Source organism: Bizionia sediminis (assembly GCF_042684585.1).
Lineage (GTDB): Bacteria > Bacteroidota > Bacteroidia > Flavobacteriales > Flavobacteriaceae > Algorimicrobium > Algorimicrobium sediminis.
Window position 1 is genome coordinate 1 of sequence record NZ_JBHULS010000006.1, and the last position, 17677, is coordinate 17677.

Here is a 17677-nt window from a genome sequence, read left to right on the forward strand (position 1 = left end):
TTAAAGTTAGTAAATAAAAACGAGATTTAGGTATTCGATAATTTTTCGCAAGCAGGTAAGAACCAGCAATGAATTATACACATTGTTAGGCACTGGTTTTTAGGTTCAGATTTTCGCTTGTTGGTTTTTTAAAATTTTTCGAGTTAAAAATTACTTTATTAAACATCAAAAATATTGTAAAAAAAATCGACACTAGCGGGAGGATTTTCTGAAGCTGCTTGGTCACTGACCTTTTATTTTCGGTAGGCGAATCACACGTTATCAGATTAAAACTTAATGGTCAATATTCATGAAGTAGCTCGTCAATTTTTGTCGTTAAAGGTGATAAGCCAAAAGTTGAGTTTTTTCCAGAAAGTTCTATGAATAAAAATGACCCTGGGCGGGTTTGGAATCAGCTTTTGCGAGCGGCTAATCACTCAGAGTGATTTAATCAATCGTAATGAGTTTTTTTAATTTCTTAAAGTTTGCGAGTTTGCTAGGTCCGTTGCTGCTCGTTTCAACTTGTGCCTAACGTTCTGGTGTATGGTTAGTTGCGTGTTTCAGCAACTAATTTAGCAAACAAATCACAGATAGAAAATTCCAGCGGAATTTTCGTAAGTCGGCAGTAACCTAGCAATTAATTATACACGTTGTTACCTGCTGGCTTTATTTCCGTTTTTAAAATCAATTTTTGGGTTTTTCCACCAGTCAATTTGGTCAGTATTCAGAATATGCTTTTTTAATTCCGAATCCAATCTGTTTATTTTTTCTTTAAACTGATTCAGAAGTATGTTTTCCGAAATCGGTTTATGGTCAATTACGTTTTGTATTTTTTGCCTCGTCCATATATCATAGTCAAATTCATATTGCCATTCCAAATAATCCTCTTCTTCAATATCATTCAGTTCCGCTATCAGAATTTCATATTGCGACAATAAATTCGCAGGACTTAATTCAGTCAAGTTTTCAACTTCCTTGATGAATTCAGTATAATCTTTCCAATATTTTTCGTCTTTTTCGGGTTCCATTTTTCAGCTTGCAGGTAACGGTCAAGTATAAGCGTAGTGCGGGATTTCGGAGCAATTCACTGTCCGCCCACCACAAAGTTTCTTAGGAGCAAAAATGCTCAAATTTAGCAGTTCAGCCCGCATTACGCTTATACAATGTTGGCGGTAGTTTTTTTTATTCAATTCTCCTTAATACCCCCTTTAATTTTGCTTCAACTCCAAGATTATCAAAAAGTTTTTCAGTCAATGTTAATGTCTTCTTGAAAGCTGTTTTAATATCTGTCGGATCTAATTCTGATGTTGTCTCCTGAAATAACGAATACCAATCTGGGTCTATGTCTTTTTCCAAGCTTTTTGTTGGACTTTCCCAATGTTTGGTTTGGTATGTTTCAATTCTTATTAACCAAAGTAAATATTTTTGAACATTTGATAAGCTTTGGTAAGCGTGAGCAAATTCCTGTCGTTTAATTAAGTTGCTTGTTGTAAGTAAAACATTCAACAATGATTGGCTCAACCACAGGATATTTTCATTTGTTGTTCGATCAGGTACTTTAGTTTTTATTTCTTTGAGCGTGTTAGTCAATAAATCTTCTTTATCTACTAAAATCATCTTGTCAAAGTCGCTAAACTCTACCAAACCGTCCCACGATTTGATAACTTCCATTTGGTCGTTTGTCAAAAAATGAAACTCCCCCCTTATCATATTTTCAAAAATGGCAACTTCACTTCCATACTCGTTGGTAAAATATAATGCCAAAGGATGAATTTGGCTTACCCAATTTTCAGCGGAAAAATTTTCTTTATCCTTCAAGAAGATGTAGAATTCAATATCTGAATATTTGTCCCCTTCATTTTTGGTAAATGACCCGTACATAAATACGGCAGAAATATTTTTATCATTTTGAGCTATTGACTTTGTTTTGTCAATCATTTGTAACTGTGTCATTTTCTAATTTTTTAATATTAACAATCGCCCTTTCTACTTTGCGTATTAAAGGATATTTCAATTCTTATTCTATCTTACAGTTACTTATAGCTTCATTTTCTTGAATGTTTTTCGTTGTTAATTGTTTCTTCAAATTACCGCCAACGGGTTGCGGCTATGAAAAGTAGCGTGCAAGTACACGCAAACCTTTCCGAGTAGCTTTATTGGTTTTAAAAGTACAAAAAACTTTGGATTAATCCTTTTGTAGCTATTTTTCATAGCCGTTGTTGGGCACTGGGTTTTCTGCGTTCTGCTTGGCAATTCCGCCGTATTTTTCTTTAAAAGCACTAAACGAGCAAGCTCTTCCCGCTTTTTAAGCCGTTGGCTTTTGCGTTGGGAAAAGCGGGATGTGCTTGCGGTAATTTGTTTCCATAGTTTATTTGTTAGCGTGTTCAGGTACATTTTGCCAAAATTAGAAATTCACTATCTTTGACAGATTTATGGAAAAACTCTATCGAAGAATCCCTTATTTATTGACCGCTGTTATTATCATCACAATAGCAATGCAATTGTTTTGGGGTTATTCTGAATATCAAAAAAACAGTACGGGCTTTAAAAGTGAAATTCAGCAGGCGTTAGATGTTGCCCTTGATAATTATTTTGTAGAACTCGCAAAGGAAAGTTCAATTTCTGTTAAAGCTAAAAAAGAGCTTCTGACCGAATCGGGGAAAATAATCATAACGGGAAATGACAGTCAAAAAATTATCGATAAAATCCATCCTGAAAGCATCAAGGAAATAAATGTAAAGGAACTGTCCGATAGCTTGAAAATACTGGATGAAATAAAAGACATCTACATATCTGTCAATAAAGATTTCATCGATTTTAAAAAACTGAAAACACTTTTAGATGGTGAATTGAACAGAAAAGAGTACACTATTCCCTACACGCTTAATTATTATAAAAACGACTCGCTTTTTGCAACAGCGCACAAAGGGAATTCATTTTCAAAACACTTTTCTGCAAAAGGAAAGTCCACTTACTTAAAAACAGGCGAAAGCATAGAAATACAATTTCCCAATGCGGTAAAAACCATACTTAAAAAAAGCTTGTTGAGCATTTTCCTATCGCTTTTATTAACGGTTGCTATCCTATTTGCACTGTTTTATATGCTCTGGGTAATGAAGCGACAAAAACAGCTTTCTGAAATAAAAGACGATTTGATAAGCAACATTACCCACGAGTTCAAAACGCCTATTTCTACCATTGGGGCTGCATTGGAAAGCATTCGGAATTTTAATGCAAACAACGACACCGAAAAAACCAACCGATATTTAGACTATTCCAACCAACAACTGGAAAAACTGGGCAAAATGGTAGACCAACTTATGGACACGGCACTTTTAGACACCAATAATTGGACACTTAACAGGCAAACTATCGATGTAGAAGAATGGGCAACTGCCATTGTTGAAAATTATAAATTGAATTCCGCAGAAAAAAACATCACTTTGCATTTATCTGATAATTCTCAAAAAGAAGCTTTTATTGACTCGTTTCATCTCGGGAATGCGTTTGGTGCTTTGTTGGACAATGCCATAAAATATGGTGGAAACCAAATAGAAATTACAATTGAAAACAGTGTAGTCTTTTCAATTTCTGTAACCGACAGCGGAAACAGCTTAAAGAAAGAACAGGCGACAAAGGTTTTTGATAAATTTTACCGCGTGCCACAAGGTAATATCCATAATGTCAAAGGTTCGGGAATTGGTCTGTACCACGTAAAAAAAATAGCGGAAAAACATCTCGGCACCGCCAAAATATCTTTAAAAAACAACGCCACAACATTTACCATTTCAATACCTAATGAATAAAAAAACATCTATATTATTGGCAGAAGACGAAACCGCACTTGGGCAAATCTTGAAAGAAAGCCTTGAAACCCGTGATTTTGCCGTTCAACTTTGCCATAATGGTGAAGAAGCCTATCAATTGTACCAAACCAACCGCCCCGATGTGTTGGTACTTGATGTTATGATGCCCAAAAAAGACGGATTTACCTTAGCTGAACAAATCAGGAAAAACGATGATGAAACGCCCATTATTTTCCTTACCGCAAAATCGCAACCGCAGGATGTGGTTACGGGCTTTAATACCGGTGGCAACGATTACCTGAAAAAACCCTTTAGCATTGAAGAACTTATTGTGCGCATAAAAAACTTGTTGAGCAACCGGAATACTTCCAATAAAAACAACGATATTCTAATTGGCCAGTACAAGTTCGACCCCAAAAACCAAACCCTTCAATACAAGGAAGAAAAAAAGGAAACCCTTACCAATAGGGAAAGTCAGTTGTTGTTGTACTTGGCCCAACATAAAAACGACACGATAGACCGAAATGTGGTTTTGGCTCAATTGTGGGGCAACAGCGATTTTTATTCGGCCAGAAGTATGGACGTGTTTATCAGCAAGCTCAGAAAACGATTGTCAAAAGACACAACCATTAAAATATTGAATGTAAGGGGCGTAGGTTATAAATTGGTTGTATAAATTTAGAACCTGTATTTTATGTTGAAAAGCACATAAGCAGGCATCAGTTTCAAACGCTTTTCATAAGACGTAAAAGAATTGATTTGCTGAATAAGGTATTCTTCTTCATTCAAAAGGTTATTGAAATAAAGCGTTCCAGACCATCTGCTTTTCTTCGGCTCGTAGTTAATGGTTGCATTTAAAAAAGCGTAATTTTCGTTGTTCAGGATGTAATATTCGTTGTTTACGGTAGCTTTTAAGGCTTCCGAGATTTTTAAATTGAAATCCAAGAAAGCCTTTTTGGTTTCAAAAGAATTCAAATTCCCTTCCACTTTTGAAGATGAAAAACGATACGAAACACCACCAGAAAAATTAAACCATTTTTTAAAGTACGAACTTGCGGAAAAAGCATAGCTTCCCGAATAGTTTTTAAGGTTGCTAACTTCCGATTCATTAACCGAAAAGGGCGATTGGATAAAACTTTGGTCGGTTTCCCATTTAGTAGCTATTTTCAACTTGCTGAAATAGTTGGTCAGGCTTGCATTGGCAAGCGTGTTTTCACCACCTGCGTATGGTATTAAACCGTTAAAAATAAAATTACTGTTAGTGTAAGCATTTGGGGCATAGCCCGAATGGGCAATGGTGTGAAGCAATGAGCTGTTTATAGAAAACCCTTTAACATCGTTGTACAAGCTGTAGTTAAACGAGAAAATAGAGTTTTTTAGCTTTGTTATTTCATTTGTGCCACTTACAAAATCTTGGTATGAGTTTAAAGCAAAATCAGATAAGAGCATTTGCGCTTTGGGCAAATCTTCTTTATAGTTGTAGTTTAACTTAATTACCCCAATGTTTTTTAGCTTTTGCCTAAACGTAAAAGAAACGTTTTTCAGTAAAAAATCATCGTTGTTAAACCAATTTTGTGTGAGTGAAAGGCTTCCTTTTACATAGTTGTTTTGTTTCAGTTTAAACTTTAACGCTTCGGAAACCGAAAGAAAATTGTTGTCGATTTTCAAATTGTTCATATAGCCGTCAAAGTTGTTTTCAGTTTCGGTAAAAAGCCGGCTCGATGCATTTTCATTTTCAAAATGGGCGTGAAACTTCAGTTGGTTTTCCCATTTGTTACGTTTGGTCAGCATTGTACTTTGCAGACCGTAATAATTGAACTTGTTATTGACATCCTGAAAAAACGGCTCCGTGTTTTCCGTTTCCAACAAATCATTCAACAAAGGATGTGATATTTCGGCATTTTCCTGCGAAACGCCATAACCAACATACAAGTAATTGTACAATGCGGTGTTGTTCGTTAAAAGGTACGTATGTTCCAAATGGTTATAAAACGTTTCTGAAAAAGCATCGTTTTCTTGCGAAACACCTATGTTGCCCAACATTATGCCATTGATTGTATTATGCGGATTTCGGTTGTATGTTGCCGTATTTACGATATAGTTTTTGGCATTGGGCGCATATTTTAATTCCAATTCCGTAGAGCCAACCTTGTTCTTGTTTTCGTAATTGCTTATTTCTGAAAAAGTTGTGTTGTTTTCTCCTGTATTGTATTGGGTTATGGCTTGGTAATCTTGCTCTGTTTTGTCTGAAATGAAGTTTGCAGAACCCCTAACAGCCAACTTGTCGTTTACTTTTGACGACATCCCAAGTGAATGAAGCATTGATGTATTAAAAATACTTCGGGAATTGAAAACGTTTTCTTCTTGTTCGTCTATTGAAAAAATTGAAAATGGTTTTTTCTCTATTTTTTGAAACATTTGCGATAAATCAATCACAATATTTTCGTTTTGTAACAAATTAGACGCCTTGTTACCTGTGTTGTTGATGTTGCTGAATTCCAACAATTTTATCCGCTTTTTCAACAAGCCCAAAGTCAATGCCGATTGATAACGGTTTTCAAGTCCGTAGCCCGCTGAAACATTACCAAACCAAATGTTTTTAAAATCGCTTTTCAACTTTAGGTTTATGGCTACTTTTTCTGAATTGGAAAGACTTTTGAAAATGGGGTTTTCTTCGTAGTTGTCCAAAATTTGAACTTCTTCCAATGTTCTTGCATCCAAATTTTTGGAAAGGATTTTATAGTTTTTGTCCAATATGTTTTCACCTTCAACCAAAAGGTTTTCAATGGGTTTTCCGTGTGCTTTTATGCTGCCATCGGGCAAAACTTCTATTCCGGGCAGGCGTTTTAGCACATCTTCAACTGTTTGCTCGGTCTTGGTGGTGTATTGCGAAACCCTGATAAAAGTTGTGTCGGCATTTACTTTAATTTTTTGATGAGCTTCTACAACAACTTCTCTTAGGTATTCTGCCTTTTCTTCCATTTTAAAGTTGATGTTGTAGGTGGTTTGGTCATCAATGTTGATTTCCCTTTCAATGGTAGCATATCCCAAGCTTGAAACTTCAAGTAAAAACGATTGCATATTGCCCGATTCAAATTCTATTTTATAAAACCCTTTTTCGTTACTGTAACTATAGCCCAAAACTTCATTTTCTTGGTTTTTGGCCATTACAACAACACTTTCAATAGGTTGAAATTGGTTATCGGTTGTTAAGCCCGAAACAACAATATTTTGGGCATAATTGCCAACCGATATAAAAAGAAAAACAAGGGGCAGAATGGATTTCATAAAAATATCTGTAAAAAATGAAACTCCACTTTTATATGGGGTTTTTGTCCATTAAAATAGTTTGAAATTATTCAAATAACTCTACGCTAAGTGTTTCAATTCCACCTGAATTTACCGTTACATCGCCACCCATTTGTTTGGCAATCAATATGGCTTTGGTTTTGTTCTTTTCCACTATTTTTTCAAGCAGTTCTTTATATTCGTCAATTGAAATCCAATTGTATTTATTGTCTTCTTTGGGTTTAACAATTGGCCCCACTGATAAATTTTGCTGAGTAGGATATTCAACCGATTTAAAATAAAGGTACATTTCTTTTTTCTCGTCATAAGCTTCAAGAATTAGCCCCGGAAGCCCTTGAAGTTTCCAAGGTCCGTAGGGCAAGGGTATTTTTTTTGTGTACCAAGCCGTGTAAGTTTTCCCCCTGAAAACTCCTGTGGCTTTATGGCAGATAAGTCCGCCAAAAGTTTTTGTTTCAGCTTCCAGTTTCCAGTTTATTTTTTCTCTCTTTTCGCGACCGTAAACGGGTTCCTTATATTTTTTGTTCCACCAAAGGCTGTCTTTTTGTCTATTGTAGTACACTTGTTTGCCTTGCGGTAAAGTGTGTTTGCCCAGATAGACTTGGGTTTTCCCATTTACTTCTTTGGTTTGCTGTTTTTCCAATTCAGATTGATTTTCAAGCGAGTCTTTGGCCGTTACGTAGTAAGACGCTTCTTTGTCGAACACTAAATAGGCGTTAAAGTCAAGTCCTGCTGGACCACCTTTTCCGGGGCTTTCTATATGCCCATAATAAACAATGCCCCGACTTTGGGCATTACAAACTGAAATTGAAGCTAAAAAGTATAAAATTATCAAAAATCTCATTGTATTATAATTGTTTTTAATTGAATAAAACCCGTCTCGGCAAAGCCGAGACGGGTAAATGAATTTAGCTACAAAGAGCCCAAGCAATACCAATCAATTGGGCAGTACTACAACTGCCACAACTAACAGTATATGAAGAACCGTCTTCACAATTTACTGTGATTTCAGCCCTTACAGCATTTTCCGCTGTTTCGGCTTCTACAGTTTCCACACTGTTTTCGATGGTTTCTGCATTGGCTTCAGGAAGCTTTGGGGCTTCTTCTCCATTTGAGGCAAACGCCCCAGCGGACATTAGTCCGAACATTGAAAGAAAAACTAATTTTCTCATAGGTTAAAGTATTAGTGATTAATAATGATCCAAAACAAAGCATATAAAAATCAAAAAACAGTTAACGAGTGTTATTTAGTGTTAAGAAGTGTTAATTGGAGGAAATAAATTTCCAAGAGAGGAAGTCAGTCGTGATGTTTTAGTTGGTTTGATTTGGTGTCAGCGTTGGCAGGGCAGGCTCTTTTGGTTTTTTTATGTGGTGGGAGTTGCGGAGGGAAAAAACCAAATGTGCCTGCCGAGGGTTGGCTTTTTTTCAACCTTGTGCCCAACGGTCTAGGCTATGAGTAGTTGCGTGGGTTAGCACTAAACTTTGCAAGTACACACCAAACTGAAAATCCGCGAGGATTTTCAGAAGTAGGCGAGAACAAGCAATTACTTATAGCCATTGTTGTGTGCTGGCTTTTTTTCGGTTAAACATTTTTTTTATATTCGGACTAATTATTAGCAATATTAAATAGTCAATTATTAAACTTACAATCAAATATACATATTGATAATTCAAATCAATTTTATCTCCTAAATTCCCGTCTAAATATTCGCTAAAAACTGTTGTTGGGATAATTCCTTTTGCATAATATAAAATAAAATAATTCCACGCAAAACTTTGTAGGCCTGCAATTTTTGAAGTCGGTTCAGGTAAAGACAGATAAAGAATTAGAAAAAATATAATTTCAATTCCTAGAAGTAAAAGCAAGGATTTTTTAGTTTGATTAAGTCCAATCAAATTCCGATTTGGGTTTTTGAATCCAAATATTATCCAAGGAATTAATAATAGTATTGAAATCATCCTTCTTCAGTCCACTTTTTTGTTGACGACTTAAAAACTTTAGATTCTCCAACGCTCAATCCATACCAAACTATATAAGTTGAGTCAGTTTCCATTTCATAAAATGCAGGACTATCCATTTTTTCATTTAGTCCAAGTTCAGTTACATCTTTTGGCAATCGGTTATTTGTTTTCTTAAACTTCTCAACTTTTTCAATTAGCATTTCAGCATATTCTTGTCGGTCATTTTTGAATTCGCAACTGTAGGTACCAATTAATAGAACTATGGTCAATATTTTAATTATCGGTTTCATTTTTTTAGCTTGCACACAACTGGTTATATGAGCATAAATATACACGTTTATTTGGTAAATTGTCGGGATATCGTAACTTTTTAGTGTTGTTTAGCAAAAATAGTTAAGCCAAGTGTTTAAGTTTATTTCCGCAAAAAACAAGCACCTTTCGTAGCTAAAACAATAAAAGCGGCACCTAAAAACAATAAAAATACTCTTAAGTAATTACCGCACTAAATTAGTTTTTATGTTCTAAATAAAATAAAGTCAGGGTTTATTTGCTTCAAAATAAACAAACAAAAATGGTAGCTAAATTTAAAAACCCTTTGATAGCAAAGCTTTCAAAGGGTTTCTGTGGAGTCGGAGGGAATCGAACCCTCGTCCAAACAAGTCATTAAAGGGCTTTCTACACGCTTATTCTTTTCTTGTTTTTTCGTGCGTAAGCTGGTTAAAGACAACCTACTTACGCCTTATCTTCTTTAGCTTCACACATGTGTCAAAGCAGCACATATGCTATATTAACTTTTACGATGCCTCTGTTAGAACGCCGTTAATCAAGGCTTTCTGGAGACATTTAGCTTGTACACCTTGTGTACCGTGGCCAATCTTACTGTAATTCAGATTAGGCAGCTAAAGCGTAGTTATTCTCGCCGTTTATAAAGTTGACCTAGCCTTTTACGTGTTTCAATGTCATTACACGACGTGCTTACCGTTTAAATAATCTCGCTGTCAAAACCAGTCGACCCCATTTAAGTATGGCATGTTTAAAACCATAAACAACCACTTGCCTTTTTTAGGTGTTTAAAATATAATGTCATTTCAAACTTTCAAAAGGACAGCGAAGTTAGCAAAAAAAAGTTGTGCAACAACGCAAATCCACGTATTTTCGTGCAAAATATATACCAAATTTAGGTTGTTGGAATATTTTAAACAAAAAAATAGGACAATAACCTACAAAAAGGTAAATCTAATCTTTTAAATACGTTAATAGCCATGAAATTTGCCATTATTAAGGAGCGAAAAAACCCACCAGACAGGCGTGTGGTGTTCTCGCCAGAAAAATTAGCTCAAGTACAAAAGCAGTTTCCAGAAGCACATTTTATTATCGAGTCTAGCGATATTCGTATTTTTCCGGACAGCGCCTACAAAAAATTAGGTTTCACTGTAACCAACGATATTGGCGATTGCGATGTTATGTTAGGCGTTAAAGAAGTGCCTACAGCAAATTTAATTCCTAATAAAAAATATTTTTTCTTTTCGCACACCATAAAAAAGCAGCCATACAACAGGAAGCTTTTGCAGGCCATATTGGAAAAAAATATAGATTTGTACGATCATGAAACCATAATTGATCAAAATGGCTCCAGGTTAATTGGCTTTGGTCGTTACGCTGGCCTTGTAGGTGCTTATAACGGTTTTAGAGCCTTAGGCTTGCGCGATGGTTTGTTTACCCTGCCTAAAGTAGAAACACTTCCCGATTTGCAGGCTGTAAAGAAAGAATTGGATAAAATTACCATTCCAAATATAAAAATTGTCCTTACCGGAACAGGAAAGGTTGCCTATGGTGCTAAAGAAATTTTAGATTACCTTAATATAACCCAGGTTTCCGATGCGTTATACCTAACAAGCCAATTTTCAGAACCGGTTTATTGTATGGCAGATGTTATGGAATACAATAAGCGCACAGACGGTAAAGTAGGTAACAAAGCAGAATTTTATCAGGATCCAACAGGATACGAAAGCAATTTTATGCCTTATGCTAAAGAAACCGATTTTTTTATTGCAGGTCATTTTTACGGAAATAATGCGCCTTATTTGTTTACACGACAGGAGGCGAAACATCCAGACTTTAGGATAAATTTAGTAGCCGATATTAGTTGCGATATTGATGGTCCCGTGGCTTCCACCATACGCGCATCTACCATAGCCAACCCGTTTTATGGCTACGACCCGCAAACGGAAAAAGAAGTGGAATTTAACGCAAAAAATGCCATTACGGTAATGGCTGTAGATAATTTGCCTTGCGAACTACCAAAAGATGCCAGTGAAGGCTTTGGAAATATGTTTATGGAACACGTATTCCCCGCTTTTTTTAATAACGATAAAGACGGTATTTTAAACCGTGCCAAAATTACCGAAAACGGAAAATTAACAAAACGCTTTGCATACCTTCAAAATTATGTAAACGGAAGTTAGTTAGCGCGCTTATTGTATCTATAAAAATAAAGCCCTTTTTTAAGTTATTAACAAAGGGCTTTATTAATGTTTGTTTAGAATTAAAAATGTTTAAAACATTGTTTAAGTTTCCAATCATTGCTTTGTGAAAGTTTGATGGCTGCAAGCAATTATAAATTTTTGTAAATGCCTAACATATCAAAAGCAACCCCTTTTAAATGCTTCCGATATTTTTTTTCTACCTCGTAAAAATAATCATCAAAAAAAGGTAAAGCGCTGGGTACAATATTGGCCTTTATTTGGTTGTAACCTTGGCTAATGGCACGGGACTCCATAACGCGCAACAATTTTGCGCCAATGCCTTGGCGCTTGTGGCTTTGCTGTACGTATAAACCGGCTAGCATATTGCCTTGCGTAAAATAGGCAAAACCTACAATATGGTTTGCTTGTTCAGCAATTATAAAGTAGTCCTTTTCAATACGTGTGGTCCATTTTTTTGTGTTGTTGGCGCCCAATGCCCAAACATTTAATTGTTGTTCTGTTAACTGCTTGCTACTAATTTGGCTAATAGCATGTTTGTAAACAGATAAAATTTGGGGCAAATCGGTTTGTTTGGCCTCACGTATTTCCATGGTTTAATGCGTTTTTTTGGATACTCAAGCAATTATTGGTTTAAAAAAGTAATTTGGTGGCTTGTTTTAACTTTCCAAAATACCACGCAAATATAGCTTAAAATTTGCTTGGGTTTTTTTATCCTAATAATTGGGTTAGGTAAAACTAGCGTATACTTGTTAAATTCTGAAGGTGCCACCTACAGATAGTACACTTTCAACAAACAGAAAATCTTGTTTAGCACTGTCAAAAGCGGCATTTGTTGTTTTAATATCGGGCATATTTATATAGCCACCTCTTAAGTCTGCTTGAATAAAAAAGTATTTAAAAAAGGTTAAATTTAAACCAGCAGTTACCGATAGGCCATAACCAGATATGTGAAAATCGTCATGTCTTTTTTTCTGTAATAGGGTGCTATTTGTTTTTGGAAACAAAGCACCAGCGCCAAAACCTTCGGTAATATTTATTTGAAAAATATCTGTTTCTGAAATTCCAAAAATAGAAGAAATATCGTCAAACCTGCCAATTTCAAAATAAACATAGTTTAAACCATCGGTGTGTTCAAACATTAAAAAATCTTCAGTGGCTTGTATGGCGGCTTGGTTATAGTTCCCGTTGTAGGCAGACCCTGGAGCATCATCGGGTAAGTTTATATACCCATTTATATTGGTAAATTGGTTTTGGGTCATAACATATTTCATATGATCCACAGCAAAAGCCAAATAATAATGGTCCGAAAAAAAGTAACCTATTTTAAAATTAGTTTGTGGTATGGTTATACGTGTTGGGTTTATATAGTCTATATGCCAACCTTTTGGTTTGTCGTGCGCCTGCACGTTGCTTAACGTAAAATCGTAGTTTTCACCCTTAAACCTAATATCAGATCTGGAGTAGGCTTCACGGTTACCACCCCAGCTAAAAAACAGCTTTCCTTTTTGATGGGCGGTATAAGGTACTTTTATGTTTTCCTGCGAAAAAACAGGTATCATTATCAGGCTAAAAAAAACCAATATTAGGCATTTGTAAATAGGTGTCATTTTTCTGCTTTACCATGTTATAAGCAGCGTTAGACGCATAAAAGGTAGCTTCCTTAACAGGTAAATTGCAAAAAAAATGAAATTAATTTATAAGCCTCTGGTTGTCAGATTTTTCTGACTACAAAAAAGTTTCTTAAAAAGGTTTCGCCATAAGTGCTTATAAATTTACAATGGTTTTTCTAATGGCTACTAAATTGGTAAGTAATTTTTCAAGATTATCTAAATGTAGCATATTAGCCCCATCGCTTTTGGCTTTAGCTGGGTCGTAATGAGTTTCTATAAACAGGCCATCTACATTGTTAACAATACCGGCTCTTGCTATAGTTTCAATCATGTCTGGGCGTCCGCCAGTTACACCAGCAGTTTGGTTAGGCTGTTGCAAGGAGTGTGTTACATCTAGTATGGTTGGCGCATATTCCCGCATGGTTGGAATGCCTCTAAAGTCTACAATCATATCTTGGTACCCAAACATAGTGCCGCGGTCTGTAATCCATGCTTTGTTGCTACCAGAATCTTTTACTTTTTGTACGGCATGCTTCATAGCCTCCGGACTCATAAATTGTCCTTTTTTTAAATTTACAACTTTACCTGTTTTAGCTGCAGCCACAACCAAGTCTGTTTGGCGCACTAAAAAGGCTGGAATTTGTAAAACATCTACATAGGCAGCGGCCATAGCAGCATGGGAAACTTCATGAATATCTGTTACGGTTGGAATTTGAAATGTTTCGGAAACTTTTTTTAAAATTTTCAACGCCTTTTCATCACCAATACCCGTAAAACTGTCTATCCGGCTCCTGTTTGCTTTTTTAAAACTACCTTTAAAAATAAACGGAATTTCAAGCTTGTCGGTAATGCTTACTATGCGTTCGGCAATGCGTAGCGCCATAGCTTCATTTTCAATAGCACAAGGACCAGATAAAAGAAAAAAATTATTGGCAGCGGTGTGTTTTATATTCGGGATGGAGTGTAATGTCATTTTAATTGTTATTTAAAACACAAAGTTACGCATTTAAATTCTAATTTTTTTGGTGCCTAATATGGCTTATTCTGCAAATTAAATTATGCGTAATAAAAATACTTAAAACCTAAATTTTTGCTTCTCAACCTCACGTAAACTATTTTAAATTTGGATAACTTGTAACGAAAGGTTGGTTTAAAGTTAGGTTTAAATGCTAATTAGCTACAAGGTAAAAACTATATATTTTTACGAAGAACGGACGCAGGAATTGATTTGTTTTGAAGTATTTTCCTACAAAATATGACTTCTAACTGCAATATTACGAGCTCATTAACATTAATTAGGTCAGGTCTTTAATACCTAAATAATTTAATGTACATTTGCCCGCTCAAAATAAGGCACAATATATGGCTCAAATTAAAAATATTGCAATCATTGCTCACGTTGATCATGGTAAAACAACTTTGGTCGACAAAATTATGTTTCACTGTCAGCTGTTTCGTGAAAATGAAAACACAGGCGATTTAATTCTGGATAATAACGATTTGGAACGCGAACGGGGTATAACCATTACATCTAAAAACGTTTCGGTTATATACAAAGGCACAAAAATTAATATTATAGATACGCCTGGTCACGCCGATTTTGGTGGCGAAGTGGAACGTGTTTTAAATATGGCAGATGGCGTTTGTTTGCTTGTAGATGCCTTTGAAGGGCCTATGCCACAAACCCGTTTTGTATTGCAAAAAGCCATCGATTTAGGTTTAAAACCTTGTGTGGTAATTAATAAAGTAGATAAAGAAAACTGCACCCCAGACGAAGTTCACGAAAAAGTATTCGATTTAATGTTTGAATTGGGCGCAGAGGAGTGGCAACTAGATTTTCCGGCAGTGTACGGATCAGCCAAAAATAATTGGATGAGCACCGACTGGAAAAACCAAACTGAAAATATAGAACCGCTATTGGATATGGTGGTAGAACATATTCCTTCGCCTAAAATTCCGGAAGGAAACACCCAAATGCTTATTACGTCGTTAGATTTTTCATCCTTCACTGGGCGTATAGCTATTGGTCGTTTAACTCGTGGCGAACTTCATGTTGGTCAGCAAATTTCGTTGGTTAAACGCGATGGTTCCATTGTTAAAAATAAAATTAAAGAATTACACACCTTTGAGGGTGTTGGACGTAAAAAAGTGGAGTCCGTAGCTCCTGGCGATATTTGTGCCATTGTGGGGCTGGAAGGTTTTGAAATTGGCGATACCGTAGCGGATGCCGAAAACCCGGAAGGTTTAAAAACAATTGCCATAGACGAACCAACCATGAGCATGCTTTTTACCATTAACGATTCGCCATTTTTTGGTAAAGATGGTAAATTTGTTACCTCACGCCATATTAAAGACCGCTTATACAAAGAACTTGAAAAAAACTTGGCATTGCGGGTTGAAGAAACCGATAGCGCCGATAAGTTTATGGTGTTTGGTAGAGGTGTTTTGCACCTATCGGTTTTAATTGAAACCATGCGCAGAGAAGGTTACGAGTTACAAATTGGACAACCACAGGTTATTATTAAAGAAATTGATGGTGTAAAATGCGAACCGGTTGAAGAAATGACTATCGATTTGCCAGAACACGTGTCTGGAAAAGCCATAGAAATGGTAACCATGCGTAAAGGCGAAATGACTAGTATGGAAGCTAAAGGCGACCGTATGGTGTGTCAGTTTGTGGTACCATCGCGAGGTATTATTGGTTTGCGAAATCAATTATTAACGGCCACCGCCGGCGAGGCTATTATGGCACACCGTTTTAAAGAGTATCAGCCCCTAAAAGGCGGTATTCCAGAGCGTCAAAATGGGTCTTTGGTTTCCATGGAAAAAGGACAAGCCATTCCGTATTCTATTGATAAGTTGCAAGAACGTGGTAAGTTTTTTATAGATCCAGGTGAAGATATTTACGAAGGTCAAGTAATTGGTGAAAACTCGCGTGGCGACGATATGGTTGTAAACGTAACCAAAACTAAAAAATTAAGTAACGTTAGAAGCTCTGGTGCAGACGATAAGGCGAAAATAGTTCCAGCTATTAAATTTTCATTGGAAGAAGCGCTAGAGTATATTCAAAAAGATGAGTATGTAGAGGTAACACCAAATCATATTCGCCTACGAAAAATATTATTAACGGAAGTAGAGAGAAAGCGAAACAAAGCAATCTAATTACATTCTTATTTTAAAAACTATTAGAGGGATTTGTGAAAACGAATGCCTCTTTTTTATCTTTATTTAGTATGGACGTGTTATCTGGAATTCCGCTTACCGAATGGGTGGGCTACCTAGCCATGGCTGGGTTGCTTATTTCTTTCACGATGAAAGATGTTAAAAATTTGCGTATCATTAATACCATTGGTTGTATTTTGTTTGTAATTTATGGCTTTATGCTGCAAACAGCATGGCCTATTATTATTTCCAATGGCGCAATTGCGTGCATAAATTGTTATTATTTGCTTAGTAAGAAAGTATAGACTTTACTATATTTACACCACAGGAGTTAAGTACAGTGTAAAAAGCGATCTAAAAAATTACCATAAATAGGCGCGGCTTAAATTCTGAAATTACTAATAGTGTTTCTTAAATAATGAAAAAAGTAGCAATCCTGTTACCTTGTTATAACGAAAGCTCGGGCATAGTCCTGCTTCATAATAGGCTATTGGAAATTCTGGAAACACAGCCTTTTTTGTTTGAACTGGTTTATATAAACGATGGCTCGCTGGACGATACCAACCAACACATACAAGCCTTAAGCGTTCATAACAAGAATATAAACATAACGCTGCTGCCCTTAGCGTTTAATATGGGGCATCAACAGGCTATTCAGCAAGGCTTACTTTACGCACAAACACAAACGTTTCATCATGTTATAATTATGGATGCCGATGGCGAGGATAATCCCGAAGCCATTCCAGCATTATTACAGCACACCCAAATGGACTTGGTTCAAGTAGTACGCGGTAAACGCAACGAAAATTGGCGTTTTAAATTTTTTTACCGCTTGTATCAAGGGCTTTTTAAGTTGGTAATTGGTAAGCGCTTAAATTTTGGTAATTTCTGCATGTTAAGTCCAAAGTTGGTAACCATTGCGGCGCAAGGGTCCTTTGTGCATTTAGCTGCTTTTCTGGATAATCAGGCATGTGTAAAAACAAAAATAAAATGGGATCGGGCCCAGCGTATTGCTGGAACTTCTAAAATGGGTTTTAAAAATTTATTTTACCATGCCGTAAACTCTTTCGTGGAAAACGCACAAAGTTTACTGTTTGTGTTTATAAAACTGTCCATGGTTTTAATATTGGGAATTCTTGTGCTTACCGGCTTTATTCTGTATAAAAAATACGCTATTCATGTGGCGGTGCCTGGGTGGAGCAGTACGCTTATGGCCACACTATTTAACTCGCTGTTAATTAGTATTGGGGTTTTTGTGCTAGGCTCACTTCAACTAAACATATTAAGTAAACAACCGCTTAAGAAAAAAGTAATTCAGTTTACACCAGTACCTATCATAAAAAAATGGTAAGTTTATTGCACCAAA

General features: G+C 36.0%; 16 protein-coding genes and 1 other RNA gene. 6 read left to right on the top strand and 11 right to left on the bottom strand.

The genetic code is table 11. From position 1 onward, the window contains the following. Positions 1-632 precede the first annotated feature (632 nt). Positions 633-1007, bottom strand: coding sequence for a hypothetical protein (locus ACFSQP_RS11445; protein ID WP_376894598.1), 375 nt, complete (start codon positions 1005-1007; stop codon positions 633-635). 154 nt (positions 1008-1161) lie between these two features. Next, complete coding sequence (gene lnu(I) / locus ACFSQP_RS11450; RefSeq protein WP_008992950.1) at positions 1162-1932, bottom strand: lincosamide nucleotidyltransferase Lnu(I); 771 nt, start codon at positions 1930-1932, stop codon at positions 1162-1164. A 479-nt stretch (positions 1933-2411) separates the two neighbouring features. On the opposite strand from lnu(I), the gene ACFSQP_RS11455 reads away from it, so the two are divergent. Both ACFSQP_RS11455 and ACFSQP_RS11460 read left to right on the top strand, forming a co-directional pair. After that, positions 2412-3785: a sensor histidine kinase gene (locus ACFSQP_RS11455; RefSeq protein ID WP_376894601.1), complete on the top strand. Its 1374-nt coding sequence runs from the start codon at positions 2412-2414 to the stop codon at positions 3783-3785. Further along, positions 3778-4461 carry a response regulator transcription factor gene (locus ACFSQP_RS11460; protein WP_376894603.1) on the top strand — a complete coding sequence of 228 codons (684 nt, stop codon included), beginning with the start codon at positions 3778-3780 and terminating at the stop codon, positions 4459-4461. The genes ACFSQP_RS11455 and ACFSQP_RS11460 overlap by 8 nt, the downstream gene beginning before the upstream one ends. Positions 4462-4463: 2 nt before the next feature. On the opposite strand, the gene ACFSQP_RS11465 is transcribed toward ACFSQP_RS11460, so the two are convergent. From ACFSQP_RS11465 to ssrA, 6 genes are all read right to left on the bottom strand, one after another. Beyond that, the gene (locus tag ACFSQP_RS11465; protein WP_376894605.1) at positions 4464-7073 is read right to left on the bottom strand and encodes a carboxypeptidase-like regulatory domain-containing protein; all 2610 of its coding nucleotides are present in this window, start codon (positions 7071-7073) and stop codon (positions 4464-4466) included. A gap of 67 nt (positions 7074-7140) precedes the next feature. After that, the gene (locus tag ACFSQP_RS11470) at positions 7141-7935 is read right to left on the bottom strand and encodes a GLPGLI family protein (RefSeq protein WP_376894608.1); all 795 of its coding nucleotides are present in this window, start codon (positions 7933-7935) and stop codon (positions 7141-7143) included. Between the two features lie 64 nt (positions 7936-7999). Then, entirely contained in the window at positions 8000-8263 is a 264-nt protein-coding gene (locus ACFSQP_RS11475) for a hypothetical protein (protein ID WP_376894611.1), read from the bottom strand. Between the two features lie 376 nt (positions 8264-8639). Beyond that, positions 8640-9050 (bottom strand): hypothetical protein, encoded by a 411-nt coding sequence (locus ACFSQP_RS11480; RefSeq protein ID WP_376894613.1) that lies wholly within the window; start codon positions 9048-9050, stop codon positions 8640-8642. Then, the gene (locus ACFSQP_RS11485; RefSeq protein WP_376894616.1) at positions 9047-9343 is read right to left on the bottom strand and encodes a hypothetical protein; all 297 of its coding nucleotides are present in this window, start codon (positions 9341-9343) and stop codon (positions 9047-9049) included. The genes ACFSQP_RS11480 and ACFSQP_RS11485 overlap by 4 nt, the downstream gene beginning before the upstream one ends. 331 nt (positions 9344-9674) lie before the next feature. Further along, positions 9675-10069: a transfer-messenger RNA gene (gene ssrA, locus ACFSQP_RS11490) on the bottom strand. Positions 10070-10315: 246 nt separating this feature from the next. Between ssrA and ACFSQP_RS11495 the strand changes: the two genes are divergently transcribed. Then, positions 10316-11518: an NAD(P)-dependent oxidoreductase gene (locus tag ACFSQP_RS11495; protein ID WP_376894618.1), complete on the top strand. Its 1203-nt coding sequence runs from the start codon at positions 10316-10318 to the stop codon at positions 11516-11518. Between the two features lie 149 nt (positions 11519-11667). Here ACFSQP_RS11495 and ACFSQP_RS11500 read toward each other — a convergent pair whose 3' ends face one another. From ACFSQP_RS11500 to kdsA, 3 genes are all read right to left on the bottom strand, one after another. Next, positions 11668-12129 carry a GNAT family N-acetyltransferase gene (locus ACFSQP_RS11500; protein WP_376894621.1) on the bottom strand — a complete coding sequence of 154 codons (462 nt, stop codon included), beginning with the start codon at positions 12127-12129 and terminating at the stop codon, positions 11668-11670. Between the two features lie 159 nt (positions 12130-12288). Continuing rightward, positions 12289-13098, bottom strand: a complete 810-nt coding sequence (locus ACFSQP_RS11505; RefSeq protein ID WP_376894624.1) for a hypothetical protein — start codon at positions 13096-13098, stop codon at positions 12289-12291. A gap of 205 nt (positions 13099-13303) precedes the next feature. Continuing rightward, the gene (gene kdsA, locus ACFSQP_RS11510) at positions 13304-14122 is read right to left on the bottom strand and encodes a 3-deoxy-8-phosphooctulonate synthase (protein ID WP_376894626.1); all 819 of its coding nucleotides are present in this window, start codon (positions 14120-14122) and stop codon (positions 13304-13306) included. 389 nt (positions 14123-14511) lie between these two features. On the opposite strand from kdsA, the gene typA reads away from it, so the two are divergent. From typA to ACFSQP_RS11525, 3 genes are all read left to right on the top strand, one after another. Then, on the top strand, positions 14512-16311 hold the full coding sequence (gene typA, locus ACFSQP_RS11515) for a translational GTPase TypA (protein WP_376894629.1): 1800 nt from the start codon (positions 14512-14514) through the stop codon (positions 16309-16311). A 35-nt stretch (positions 16312-16346) separates the two neighbouring features. Then, positions 16347-16616 carry a uroporphyrinogen decarboxylase gene (locus ACFSQP_RS11520; protein ID WP_376894632.1) on the top strand — a complete coding sequence of 90 codons (270 nt, stop codon included), beginning with the start codon at positions 16347-16349 and terminating at the stop codon, positions 16614-16616. A gap of 113 nt (positions 16617-16729) precedes the next feature. Further along, on the top strand, positions 16730-17662 hold the full coding sequence (locus ACFSQP_RS11525) for a glycosyltransferase (protein ID WP_376894634.1): 933 nt from the start codon (positions 16730-16732) through the stop codon (positions 17660-17662). The last annotated feature ends 15 nt before the right edge of the window (positions 17663-17677 follow it).

What these genes read in the sequence shown, in the direction of transcription:
- ACFSQP_RS11460 (WP_376894603.1), top strand. Translation starts at nt 3,778, where the DNA reads ATGAATAAAAAAACATCTATATTATTGGCAGAAGACGAAACCGCACTT.
- ACFSQP_RS11485 (WP_376894616.1), bottom strand. Translation starts at nt 9,343, where the DNA reads ATGAAACCGATAATTAAAATATTGACCATAGTTCTATTAATTGGTACC.
- kdsA (WP_376894626.1), bottom strand. Translation starts at nt 14,122, where the DNA reads ATGACATTACACTCCATCCCGAATATAAAACACACCGCTGCCAATAAT.
- ACFSQP_RS11475 (WP_376894611.1), bottom strand. Translation starts at nt 8,263, where the DNA reads ATGAGAAAATTAGTTTTTCTTTCAATGTTCGGACTAATGTCCGCTGGG.
- ACFSQP_RS11505 (WP_376894624.1), bottom strand. Translation starts at nt 13,098, where the DNA reads ATGATACCTGTTTTTTCGCAGGAAAACATAAAAGTACCTTATACCGCC.
- ACFSQP_RS11455 (WP_376894601.1), top strand. Translation starts at nt 2,412, where the DNA reads ATGGAAAAACTCTATCGAAGAATCCCTTATTTATTGACCGCTGTTATT.
- ACFSQP_RS11445 (WP_376894598.1), bottom strand. Translation starts at nt 1,007, where the DNA reads ATGGAACCCGAAAAAGACGAAAAATATTGGAAAGATTATACTGAATTC.
- ACFSQP_RS11465 (WP_376894605.1), bottom strand. Translation starts at nt 7,073, where the DNA reads ATGAAATCCATTCTGCCCCTTGTTTTTCTTTTTATATCGGTTGGCAAT.
- ACFSQP_RS11525 (WP_376894634.1), top strand. Translation starts at nt 16,730, where the DNA reads ATGAAAAAAGTAGCAATCCTGTTACCTTGTTATAACGAAAGCTCGGGC.
- ACFSQP_RS11480 (WP_376894613.1), bottom strand. Translation starts at nt 9,050, where the DNA reads ATGATTTCAATACTATTATTAATTCCTTGGATAATATTTGGATTCAAA.
- ACFSQP_RS11470 (WP_376894608.1), bottom strand. Translation starts at nt 7,935, where the DNA reads ATGAGATTTTTGATAATTTTATACTTTTTAGCTTCAATTTCAGTTTGT.
- ACFSQP_RS11500 (WP_376894621.1), bottom strand. Translation starts at nt 12,129, where the DNA reads ATGGAAATACGTGAGGCCAAACAAACCGATTTGCCCCAAATTTTATCT.
- typA (WP_376894629.1), top strand. Translation starts at nt 14,512, where the DNA reads ATGGCTCAAATTAAAAATATTGCAATCATTGCTCACGTTGATCATGGT.
- ACFSQP_RS11495 (WP_376894618.1), top strand. Translation starts at nt 10,316, where the DNA reads ATGAAATTTGCCATTATTAAGGAGCGAAAAAACCCACCAGACAGGCGT.